8 protein-coding genes are annotated in these 11,297 nt (G+C 44.5%); 4 read left to right on the top strand and 4 right to left on the bottom strand.

Annotation, left to right across the window (positions count from 1 at the left end; all coding sequences use genetic code 11):
- Positions 1-31: 31 nt before the first annotated feature.
- Together IEV61_RS11845 and IEV61_RS11840 are read right to left on the bottom strand one after the other, a co-directional pair.
- The gene (locus IEV61_RS11845; RefSeq protein ID WP_188416904.1) at positions 32-3,319 is read right to left on the bottom strand and encodes a TraB/GumN family protein; all 3,288 of its coding nucleotides are present in this window, start codon (positions 3,317-3,319) and stop codon (positions 32-34) included.
- Positions 3,319-3,543, bottom strand: coding sequence for a hypothetical protein (locus IEV61_RS11840; protein ID WP_188416902.1), 225 nt, complete (start codon positions 3,541-3,543; stop codon positions 3,319-3,321). The genes IEV61_RS11845 and IEV61_RS11840 overlap by 1 nt, the downstream gene beginning before the upstream one ends.
- A 330-nt stretch (positions 3,544-3,873) precedes the next feature.
- Here IEV61_RS11840 and IEV61_RS11835 point away from each other — a divergent pair, with 330 nt between their 5' ends.
- Positions 3,874-6,345 carry a glycoside hydrolase family 31 protein gene (locus IEV61_RS11835; protein WP_188416900.1) on the top strand — a complete coding sequence of 824 codons (2,472 nt, stop codon included), beginning with the start codon at positions 3,874-3,876 and terminating at the stop codon, positions 6,343-6,345.
- A gap of 185 nt (positions 6,346-6,530) precedes the next feature.
- Here IEV61_RS11835 and IEV61_RS11830 read toward each other — a convergent pair whose 3' ends face one another.
- Positions 6,531-7,112 (bottom strand): class I SAM-dependent methyltransferase, encoded by a 582-nt coding sequence (locus IEV61_RS11830; protein WP_188416898.1) that lies wholly within the window; start codon positions 7,110-7,112, stop codon positions 6,531-6,533.
- A gap of 293 nt (positions 7,113-7,405) precedes the next feature.
- Here IEV61_RS11830 and glgB point away from each other — a divergent pair, with 293 nt between their 5' ends.
- Positions 7,406-9,682 (top strand): 1,4-alpha-glucan branching protein GlgB, encoded by a 2,277-nt coding sequence (glgB, locus tag IEV61_RS11825; RefSeq protein ID WP_188416896.1) that lies wholly within the window; start codon positions 7,406-7,408, stop codon positions 9,680-9,682.
- Between the two features lie 124 nt (positions 9,683-9,806).
- On the opposite strand, the gene IEV61_RS11820 is transcribed toward glgB, so the two are convergent.
- On the bottom strand, positions 9,807-10,289 hold the full coding sequence (locus IEV61_RS11820) for a tetratricopeptide repeat protein (protein WP_188416894.1): 483 nt from the start codon (positions 10,287-10,289) through the stop codon (positions 9,807-9,809).
- 122 nt (positions 10,290-10,411) lie between these two features.
- On the opposite strand from IEV61_RS11820, the gene IEV61_RS11815 reads away from it, so the two are divergent.
- Positions 10,412-10,603, top strand: a complete 192-nt coding sequence (locus tag IEV61_RS11815) for a hypothetical protein (RefSeq protein WP_188416893.1) — start codon at positions 10,412-10,414, stop codon at positions 10,601-10,603.
- 98 nt (positions 10,604-10,701) lie between these two features.
- The gene (locus tag IEV61_RS11810; RefSeq protein ID WP_188416891.1) at positions 10,702-11,289 is read left to right on the top strand and encodes a hypothetical protein; all 588 of its coding nucleotides are present in this window, start codon (positions 10,702-10,704) and stop codon (positions 11,287-11,289) included.
- Positions 11,290-11,297 lie beyond the last annotated feature (8 nt).

The raw sequence follows: 11,297 nt of genomic DNA, 5'->3' as shown, positions 1-11,297 counted from the left end.
GTTTTTACAAAAAACGCATTCACTTAAACTGTTATTTGCCTTTCCCCTCCTTTAGCCATTCGGTAATTAATTTTTGTGCCTGCAATCGCCAGTTCACATTTTTGGTTTCCCAGGCCGAGTAGCAGTGGTAATCTTCAAAATCGAGTTTGCCAGGGGCAGTTTTGGCAGGTTTGTAAACGCCTATCTGCTTCCTTTGCTCCTCATCGTTGGGGTCGGTAAACTGGTAAGCGTAGTATGTGTTGCCTTTGTATAATACCGGTCCTAACAGGCTTATTTTTTGAGGATATTCCTCGCTTTCCGAGTTTCCGCCCACGTAGTTGTACATACATACGCGGCCAAACTCGGCAGGTGTGCGGTATTTGGCGGGTACCTTGCTCAGTTCATTTACTTTACTGTAGGCTTCCATAATTTCAAAGCGGGTATAAAGGCTGTCTAACAAGGTGTTTACAACCGGTAACGCTACCGGCAAGCGGTTAGCAATACGGGTTTGCACGGCATTGAGTAGGCGTGGCTCATCTTTACCTTTTTTGACAATGGCTGCCGTAAATGGGTCTGCAGCTGCATCGCCGGGCAGTTTCTTCATTAACTGCAGGTAATAAAACACACCGGTGTTATAAGAGGTTGCGCTGGTATCGGTTAAGTAGGTGTTTAAATCTTTATCACGGTGCTGAATAAGCGTTTTGTAATGGATTTTTACCGGTTGTGCATATTGCGGATGTTTATCATCGTTTAACAGATCATTAGCTAACGATAGTACCTGGTAACGGTAAGGCGTATGCTCCAGCAGCGGTACCAAACGCTCAAAATTTGTTGCCGTATAGGCGAGCGAATCTTGCAGGGATGAAAATGCCTCGTAGTTGTCCACCGTTTTTACATACGGGCCTTTGGTAAGCAGGTCGAGATAGGCGTCATAGCCTTTTTGGTGGTCAATCTCGGTAAGGTAGTTGAGCACGGTTAGCCGGGTGGTATCATTAGACCTATTAGAACGATAGAGGTTGCTTAACTCGCCAAGGGTGGTATCATCATGTATTTTGGTAAGCAGTTTAATGATCTGGTACCGTGTGCCGCGTTCCAAGGTATCGTCGGCGTAGGGTTTCTTTAAAGCCGTGTAGATCAGCGGCAGATCGGCTTGCTCAAAATCGTAATATTTCAGGGCACCCATGGCTTTTTTGGTGGTAAGCGTATCGGTAGATTGCAGGTCTTGCAGTATCATCTTACTTTTAGAACTGCCAAGATCAAAAGCAGGTGCCTTCTTTAAAGGAACGTAAGATGTGAAAAACCGGTTGCTGGCCGTGCTGAAGATCTCATCGGCATTCATAAAGCCGGTGAGGTAAATCATGGTGCCATTGTCTACAAACAGGCGGTGCCGTCTTTTTTCGTTAGTGTTTTTATTGAGGGTGATAAACTCGCGTCCTTTTGCGCCGGTTAATGTAATGGTATCTACTTTCAGCAGCGTGTCTGTACGTTCCATCAAGCTTTTAGTGATCTTGCTGTAAACAGAATCTACATGGCTGGCTTTAAAATAAGGGCTAAGTGTAGCCTGCTCGGCAAAATGTACCGCACCCGATGATGGGTTGGTAGACATGGCAATTACCGAATTTTTAAGATAGCCGTCATAATTATTATTGGTTATTACTTTAGGTTCGTTAAACAGGCTCAAACTGTAGCTTTCATCAGCTGGTTTGTACGCGTAAGCAGGCGCCTCGTCGTAAGGTAAAAATTTAAACGACTCGAAAAAGTTATCGGCAATGGTAATAGGGTTAGCGGTTGAGTTTTGCCTCAACAGCAGGTACTGGCGGTTGCCACGCATATACATCTTTACCTCAGCATAAAAGCCCTTTACATTCATCGTTGCCGCCCGGCCCTCAAAGCCATCTTTCATGATCTTGAGGGGTTTACCAATAAAAGTACCCATGGTTTTAAGGCTGTTAAATATGCTTTCAAACGCCGCTTCTTTATCCTGCATGTACATACCGGCGGGCATATCATTATACCGCATAAGGTAGTTAACCATATTTTTAGTGTCGGTAGCTACGTAGAGGTGAAGCATATAAGGTGTACCTACTTTGGTATTTGGGTTAGGTACTTCCTTGTCAATTGCCTGGGGCTGCACCGGTACAGATACTGAAAAGGCAGCTTGCGGGTTTTTGTATGTTATCCAGGGCAATGCCGGCTTTTCGGCTACTTTGAATATTTTAAGCGAGTTGAAAAAGCGTTTTTCGGCATCGGTAGGTATGCCGGTTTTATTATTGGTGTAAAGGCAATATAGGCGGCTATTTTGTATCACAAACTGCATAAGCAGCGATGTATTGCCCGCTTTATGCACAAACAGCATTCCGGGCAGGCCGTTCACTATTACTTCTTTTTCATTGCTTATTTTTATATTTTCTGTTTCCTTGTATAATTTCATCGCATTTTTAAGGGCTTCATTTACATTGGTATTGGTAAATGAGGCCGCCATTTTTATGGAGTAAGCCGAATAGCAGATTTCGCTCACCATATCAGGATAAATTATAGCGGTTTTAACAATGCTATCGCCCATATTATGCATCATGGGGCGGCCGGGCATCTCCAGGCTAAAGCCTTTTTCTTTAGAAGTATAAGGCACCCATACAAACTTTGATTGATCTATTTTATAGGTATCGCCCACGCCGGTAAAAGCGGCGGTTACCGGTGTTACGGTGTAACCCTGCGCACGCAGTAGCGCAATGAGTCCGTCATTTCCGGGCAAGTGCGCTACACCAACGGCAGTAAACAAGCTGCCGGTTTTTATAAAACGCAGCATGCTGTTCAGCATTACAGTGTTGCGGTTGGCCAGTTCTGCATCAAAGGCATCGTTATGGTCCAGGTAGTTAGCTATCAGGTTCAGGTTACCGCCTGCGTAAAGTTCGGTCAGTTCGTTCAGCGCCTCGTCTTCCTCTTCGGTATTGGCATCATCCAGGTATGATTCTATACGGTCTTGCAAGTCGTTCTTGGCCTCCAGTGCTTTAAGCTGGTCTGCTGCCGGTTCCAAACCCAGCACATTCTTATGCAATGTTTTAGCAACGGCATACAGGTAAGCATCCAAAAAAGTTACTTTATCACCGGGCTTTGAGCGGTCTTTGGCAATGAGGTTTTCTATCAAAAGCGGGTTAAGCTTATCCATCTCGTACCCATTCTTCTCTTCAAAACGTTTAGAGAGCTGGCTATACTGTTCATCGCTCAGCATACTTTCTATTTTGCCGCTATCACTTTTATTCATGGCATCGTACATGGTATATAGCAGCGTATCGGGGTGTACCTCCATGGCAAAGGCATCACTTTTTTGCAAAGCGAGCATCACCGAGTCGCTGAAGCCAAAAGCACGTTATCTTTTACGTGCATGGTACCAAACAGGTACGAGGATTTTTTTAAACCGTGGCCGCTAATGCGCCATAACAAACTGTAACCGGGTTTATTTTGCGAATATGCAGGTGCCGAAAGTTGCATCAGCATGCATAAAAACAGGTAGAGCTTAAGCATTAGGGTCATGCCGCTTGCCTTCAGAAATTGTGATATTAGCATAAGGTTGAGCCCGTTTAAAGGGCGCCGTTGAAAATAGCAAATATTAACGTGGTTGCACAAATAAAGATGATAATTGCCCACGGAATTTGAACGATTTGACCTTGGTGAAAATTGAACAGCATTGTATTGGTTATAAATACGCTAAATGCGTAAAAAGCTAAAAAAACTTACGCAGTTGGTAAATTTCTTTCTACTTTTCGGGCAGTTGTTGCGTATACAGCCCAACGTATGGTTAAGCGCTGCAATTATAGTTTAATTGTTGAAACTTGATACCTGATTACACCCTTACTGTTAGGGTTAATATTTGCTAATGCTCACTAATTAATTTAAATGGAAGAAAATATACCCTCAACAACACCGGTTCCTGAATCGCCTGCTGTAAAATTAATTGAACAGGAGGAGGAGATTTTTCAACACGTTAACAATCCTGTGCTGGGCTTAAAGCCCATTGTCAAAAAGTATCTGAATGCGCCAACCAGCGTTGAGCAAAAGGATAACCGCTTTTACTTTACCGACAGCGAAGCCAGGGTAGAGGTGGTGGTGGTAACCGACGAGATCATCCGTGTGCGTTTGGCACCTCATGGTGTTTTTTTAGAGGAATTTTCTTACGCCGTGCCTAAGCATGAGCATAAGATAGCCGTTTTTCACCTGCACGATGAGCCTAACGAGTACCGCATATCTACCAATACGGTCAACTGCCACATCAGCAAAAAGGATTTTTTCATCTCTTTTTCTGATAGCCAAAACCACATAACCAGCGCCGATGCCGTGCAAATGCACTGGGAAGAAAATGTACAGTTTGGCGGCTACTACGTTTTTGGTACCAAGGTTTGCCATACCGAAGAGGCTTTTTTCGGCCTGGGCGATAAACCAACCGACCTCAACTTACGCGGTAAACGCTTTGTGAACTGGAACACCGATGCTTACTCTTTTGCCTGGAACCAAGACCCCATTTACCGCAGCATCCCGTTTTACATTAGTTTGAACGAAGGGATAGCACACGGAATTTTCTTTGATAATACTTTTAAAGCGCACTTTGATTTTGGCGCCGAAGACCGGGGTAAAACCAGTTTTTGGGCCGATGGCGGAGAATTGCAATATTATTACATACATGGCCCTAACATGATGGATGTGGTAAAACGCTACCACTTGTTAACAGGCACACACCCCATGCCACCGCTTTGGGCGCTGGGCTATCACCAATGCCGCTGGAGCTATTACCCCGAATCGAAGGTGATGAAGGTGGCTAAAGGTTTCCGCGAAAATCAGATCCCGTGCGATGGTATTTACCTGGACATTGATTATATGGATGGTTACCGTTGCTTTACCTGGAACCGCAAGTATTTCCCTGATCCTAAAAAGATGATCAAAGAACTGGCGGCCGATGGTTTCAAGACGGTGGTCATCATCGATCCGGGTATTCGTGTGGATGACAATTATTCGGTGTTTAAAGAGGGTAAGGCTAAGCGCTATTTTTGCCGCCGCAGCGACGATTATTTTATGGAAGGCCACGTATGGCCGGGCCGCTGCCAGTTTCCCGATTTTACCAATCCTGAGGTACGCGAATGGTGGGGAACCCTGTTTGATGAACTGGTACAAATGGGTGTAGCCGGCGTTTGGAACGATATGAACGAGCCGGCCGTTTTCGGTGCAGGTACTTTCCCCGATGATGTGCGCCACCAGTACGATGGTTTCCGTGGGTCACACCGCAAGGCGCACAATGTATATGGTATGCAAATGGTACGCGCCACTTACGAGGGTATGCGGAAGTTGATGAAAAACAAGCGTCCGTTCACCATTACCCGTGCAGGCTACTCAGGCGTGCAGCGTTTTACCTCAGTATGGACGGGCGATAATGTAGCCTCATGGGAGCATTTGCGTTTGGGTAACGTGCAGTGCCAGCGTTTATCTATGTCGGGCATACCGTTTTGCGGTACCGATATTGGCGGCTTTAGCGGCGAACCCGATGGCGAACTCTTTACCCGCTGGATTCAGATGGGCACTTTTTCTCCGTTTATGCGTGCGCACTCGGCCGGAGATACCAAGGAGCGCGAGCCCTGGAGCTTTGGAGAGCCCTTTACGGCCATTAACCGTAAGTTTATCGAACTGCGTTACCGTTTAATTCCTTACCTGTATTCTACTTTTTGGGAGCATCACCGTTATGGTTTCCCTATACTGCGGCCTGTGGTAATGCAGGAGCAAGATCAAATTCATAACCAGGCCCGCCAGGATGAGTTTACCTACGGCGATAAGATATTGGTATGCCCTGTCATGGAGCCCGGCCAGCAAAGTCGCTTGGTTTATTTACCTAAGGGCAACTGGTACAACTACTGGGAAAATACCTTGGTTGAGGGTGGCAAGGAAGTAGAAGTGGCTACCCCGTTAGAAACCATCCCTCTGTTTGTGAAAGCCGGTTCTGTAATACCCGAATACCCGGTAATGCAGTACGTAGGCGAAAAAGAAATAGAAGAGGTGAAGCTGAATGTTTATTACAGTGATGCCCCGGCCAATTCTTTCTTCTTTGAAGATTACGGTGAAACTTTTGCCTACGAGCAGGACATCTATTCTGAAAAGAAATTTGTGGTAAGCGGCAAGCATACTTCCATGACCATATTGCAAAGCATGGAAGGTTTATATACCCCGCGTTACGAAAACTACCATTTCCATATAGCCGGTTTACCTTTCAAAGCCGCCAAGATCATTGCCGACGGTAAAGAAATAACCGAGTTTGCCTTTAACGAGGAAGAAAAAGTATTACAATTTAAGTTTACTAAGAACTTTAAACACATAGAGGTATTGTAAACCCTATCAACCCTCCCCAAAGGGGAGGGCTATACCCTAATATGTTATTGCGAGCGATAGCGCGGTAACCTCATGCGTTTAGATAAACATGCGTGCAGTTGCCACGTCGCTATCGCTCCTTTCAAGGACAGGGTAGTAAATATTACTCACTATGCTGAAGTTGGGATTACGATGAGAATATCCTGTCAGATCTTTACAGTATTGTAATAATGGTTCTCACCTTCATCGGTAAATTCTTCTGTTATAATCAATCCCGATGCAGATAATAATTCTTTATACTTTTTAGCGCCGAGCGATACAGAACTTTGGCCGGTCATTGCATCAACCCAGGCAGTTTGTTCATGTGGTGCGGTAAACAAGAATTTGCCTGATAATTTTAAAGCCTTGGCTGCTTTTTGTATTATTTTCTGCTGTATTTCCTCAGGTAGCAGGAATAGTAGTCCCCAGGCAATAATGGCATCAAATTCCTTTTCAAACAGTAAAGAATCTTCTACAGCTTCGCATACAACAGGAATACCGGGAAAATTTTTCCGGAAAGATTTGACCAACGATGGCGATGCATCTATTGCGTTAACGTCCATTCCCGCATCAACCAAAACTTTGGTAATTGGCAAGCCAGTTCCGCAACCCATATCTAACACTGTAGAGTTTGGGGGCAGCGTTTTTACCCACTTATAAACAGATGATACGCCTATGCCCTCAATGCTTCTCCCTCTGCCATTGATAAAAGTAGCCGCCACGCCTTCATAGCCGTTCGATTTTTCCATTACGCTGCACAATTTTTAATATTACGCAATATAAGATTTGTGAAGCGGGTACAGTTAGTTACAACTCACGCTGGTTAACTTTCAAGATCACTTAGCTTGGAGTACTTCCTATAAGTTTAGCTCAAAAATAGTTTCGATAGGGATGGATAAAATTTTGCTACTATTGTAAGCAGCTAAAACAAGGAGTGCTAAAGTAGTGTTGCCTTATTTAAAATAACCAATGTTGTTTTGCAGGCATATTGCTTAGTCTGCAAGCTTCGAGATCTACCGTCTGTAAAAGACTACCCTATACTATGGCCAAAAAAACCAATAAACCCCAGCCCAACAATACTGCCGTTGAAGCTACAACTAACTTAACGGGCGAACAGGCTGCGCCTTTTCCCGAATCACAACCGGTAAAAACTAAAAAAGCCGCATCGGCCAAAAGTAACTCCGAGCCGGCTGTATTTCCTGAAGCTGCACCGGTTAAAACTACCAAAGCAGCTACACGCAAGCCAAAGCCGGCCGAAACTGCATCGGCCGAAACATCTATAAATGAACTGGTTACCAATATTGCGGCCAAGAAGAAAAAGACAGCTGGTGCCAACAAAACAGAAGCGAGTAACCTGCTGCTAATACCCGAAAGCCCTGACCAAGTCACCATAACTCAAACACTAAACCCGGTTGAGGCTTATAGCCGCTTTACCAACTTTGATATAGATTTGTTTAAAGGTGGAAAGCACTTTAAACTTTACGAAAAACTGGGTTCGCACGTGGTAACTCACAAGGATGTTGTGGGTACTTATTTTGCCGTTTGGGCACCTAATGCACAGTTTATTTCGGTAATAGGCAATTTTAACGGCTGGAACAAAGGCAGCCACGCGCTTAATCATCGCTGGGATGGTTCGGGTATATGGGAAGGTTTTATACCGCACATTGGCAATGGCGAAGTATACAAATATTTTATCCGTTCTAACAGCGGCGAACTGCTGGAAAAAGGCGATCCATTTGCTTTGCGTTGGGAAGAACCACCTCAAACGGCATCCATTGTGGCCGATACTTACTACGAATGGAAGGATAAGGACTGGATGGATAACCGCCACCAGCACAACGCTTTAGACAGGCCTTATTCGGTTTACGAACTGCACCTGGGTTCGTGGGCACGTAATAACGAAAGTCCCGACGAATTTTTAACCTATAGCCAGATAGCCGACAAACTGGTGCCTTATATTAAGGAGATGGGCTTTACGCACGTGGAGTTTATGCCCATTATGGAGCATCCGTATTATCCAAGCTGGGGCTACCAGTTAACCGGGTACTTTGCGGCAACCTCACGCTATGGTACGCCCCAACAGTTAATGGAGCTTATAGAACGCTTCCATAACGAGGGCATAGGCGTAATACTGGATTGGGTGCCTTCGCACTTTCCGGGCGATGCGCATGCGCTTTACCGTTTTGACGGTACGCACCTGTATGAGCATGAGGATGTACGCAAAGGTTACCACCCCGACTGGACCTCTTATATATTTAACTACGGCCGCAACGAGGTTAAAGCCTTCCTTATTAGCAATGCTTTATTTTGGCTTGACCGTTACCATGCCGATGGCTTGCGGGTAGATGGTGTGGCCTCTATACTGTATCTCGATTATTCGCGCAAGCATGGCGAATGGGAGCCTAATATTTTCGGTGGCAACCAAAACCTCGAAGCCATTGATTTCCTCAAAGAGTTTAACATGGCCGTGTACAGCAACTTTCCTGATGTACAAACTATTGCCGAAGAGTCTACATCCTTTAAAGGCGTAAGTAGCCCGGTTTATACCGGCGGATTGGGCTTTGGTATGAAATGGATGATGGGCTGGATGCACGATACGATCAATTATTTCAAACAAGACCCTATCAATCGTAAATACCACCATAGTGAGCTAACGTTTAGCCTCATTTACGCCTTTAATGAGAACTTTATGCTGCCGTTCTCGCACGATGAGGTAGTGTATGGTAAGGGTTCGATGTTAACTAAAATGCCGGGCGATGATTGGCAAAAGTATGCCAACCTGCGCCTGCTTTATAGTTATATGTTTACCCACCCCGGTACCAAGCTGCTGTTTATGGGGTCGGAGTTTGGGCAAAATGCCGAATGGGCCTTTGATAAACCTTTAGACTGGTGGGTAACCCAGTTCGATTGCCATGCAGGTATGCAGGAAGCCGTAAAAGCACTTAACCATGTTTACCGCAACGAGCCTGCTTTGTACGAAAAAGGTTTTAGCCATGAAGGCTTTCAATGGATAGATGGCGGTAATGCTAATGATTCTATTTTGGTGTATGCCCGTAAGGGCCACGATGCCGCCAACGATGTAGTGGTGGTGCTCAACATGACTCCGGTAGTTCGCTACGACTTTCGCATTGGTGTAACCGGTGCCGGGGAGTGGAAAGAGATTTTCAACTCCGACCGTAAGCAATACTGGGGCAGTGGTGTAGATAACCCCCTACCGTTAAAATCAGATGCGCAAAGCTGGCACGGACAGGATAACTCTATTAGTATTACCGTGCCACCATTAGGAGCAATGATGTTTAAAAAAGAGTCAAGATTGTAGAGTCAAGAATCCAGATAAATGAATATAAACAACATAGGCACCATGGGTGCCTATGTTGTTTGACGATAATTATGTGAACCTTGAAGGTTCTATATTCTTGATTTTGTACTCTTGACTCTAATTCTTACAAAGTAGCTTTATATTCACAATTTCCAATAGCGCGTTTATAGTCTTCTATCGAGTCAAAATTCAGGCAAAGCTTAATGGCTTTCTTGTAATAGTTAATAGCTTCTTCGAAGTTTTGAGCATATTCTTCAATAATACCTAATCTGTAGTTGATCAATGATTTATCAACCAGCGGACGGATAATAGCTTTGTCGGCAACCTCGCGGGCTTTGTCCCACTCTTCGAGGTTGGTATACAGAACGATCAGGTTAATATAAGCGTGCGGATATTGTGGGTTACTTTTAATGGCGGCTTTATAGTGGTTTTCGGCGCGGGTATAATCATCAAATTGGGTGCGGTAAAGCCAGCCTAAAGAGTTGTGGGCTTGTGCGGTGCTCGGCTCCTCTAAAATAATGTTTTCCAGCAGTTGTTTAGCTTGCAGATAATTAGCGTTACGTATAGCTTCTTCAGCTTCTAAATATATATCTTCCCAGTTTTGCATATTCAAATTAATCAGGTGTGTGAAAGGCAAGGTACAATAATTGCAGTTAACCAAACCGGTGTTTGGCCTAAATGAAACTTAAATTACATAGCAAGGTTATACTCGATACATAGTTTATCATCATGAGTCCAAAATTTTTTTATGCTTACCTGGTTGGAGCTATAGTAGCTTTGCTGCTTGCTGCATACCGTTTAGTTGCCGTTTACAGCCAGGTTTCGGTTAGTGAGGCTTTCCTCTATTTTATACCTGCTATACTGTTGTTTTACATGGCCTATAAGGTTTATCATATAAAGAATGATAGTGAACTGATGTAATGTGCATAACTACTTTGAGTTAACTTTTTTCATGTTGCATTAAAAACAAACGTTCGCTATTCAAGGTTATTCATACAACACATAAACAAAGAAATCCTATGTTAGCATTTGATCAAGACACCTGGACCACGGAACAGGAGATACCTACCCAAGCGCGCCGCCAGTCTGGTTTAGACGAACTGGATCGCGATAGATTGTCGAGAGCAGCTACACCTGATCCTGACGATGAAGATTTAGAAGATGATGACGATCTGGATCTGGATGACGATGATGAATTGGATCTGGACGATGATGAGTTAGAAGATGATGATCTGGATGCCGATGTGGTGCCTGATTATGACGAAGACGATGATCTGGATGAGGACGAAGATATTGTTGACGATCCGTTGAGAGCATCTATTGACGATGAGGATGAACCTCTTGACCTCGACGGCACTAATGATCCTGACGAAATACCTGAGCGCGAAGAAGCCGATAATGAAGATCTAGGTTATCCAAGCGAGCAGGAATATACTACACCTCAAGAAGGTAACGATACTAATTTCAGTGAGCAAACTGATGTTACGCCGCCGCGTGAGCATGAGTTTCCATCAGAAAGAAGTCCTAAAACCGACTTTAGCAGCCGTAATTTAGGCCGCACCACCGGCCGTATGGTTGGTCATGAACCAGGTACCGAAGGTATTTAGTACATAGT

Origin of the sequence: Mucilaginibacter galii (genome assembly GCF_014635825.1) — a bacterium.
GTDB lineage: Bacteria > Bacteroidota > Bacteroidia > Sphingobacteriales > Sphingobacteriaceae > Mucilaginibacter > Mucilaginibacter galii.
The sequence above is the reverse complement of the archived record's forward strand: the minus strand, read 5'-3'. Positions and strand labels throughout refer to the sequence as shown.

Coding starts and splice junctions, on each gene's coding strand:
- IEV61_RS11840 (WP_188416902.1), bottom strand. CDS start 3,543: ATGCTAATATCACAATTTCTGAAGGCAAGCGGCATGACCCTAATGCTT.
- IEV61_RS11810 (WP_188416891.1), top strand. CDS start 10,702: ATGTTAGCATTTGATCAAGACACCTGGACCACGGAACAGGAGATACCT.
- IEV61_RS11830 (WP_188416898.1), bottom strand. CDS start 7,112: ATGGAAAAATCGAACGGCTATGAAGGCGTGGCGGCTACTTTTATCAAT.
- IEV61_RS11815 (WP_188416893.1), top strand. CDS start 10,412: ATGAGTCCAAAATTTTTTTATGCTTACCTGGTTGGAGCTATAGTAGCT.
- IEV61_RS11835 (WP_188416900.1), top strand. CDS start 3,874: ATGGAAGAAAATATACCCTCAACAACACCGGTTCCTGAATCGCCTGCT.
- IEV61_RS11845 (WP_188416904.1), bottom strand. CDS start 3,319: ATGCTCGCTTTGCAAAAAAGTGATGCCTTTGCCATGGAGGTACACCCC.
- glgB (WP_188416896.1), top strand. CDS start 7,406: ATGGCCAAAAAAACCAATAAACCCCAGCCCAACAATACTGCCGTTGAA.
- IEV61_RS11820 (WP_188416894.1), bottom strand. CDS start 10,289: ATGCAAAACTGGGAAGATATATATTTAGAAGCTGAAGAAGCTATACGT.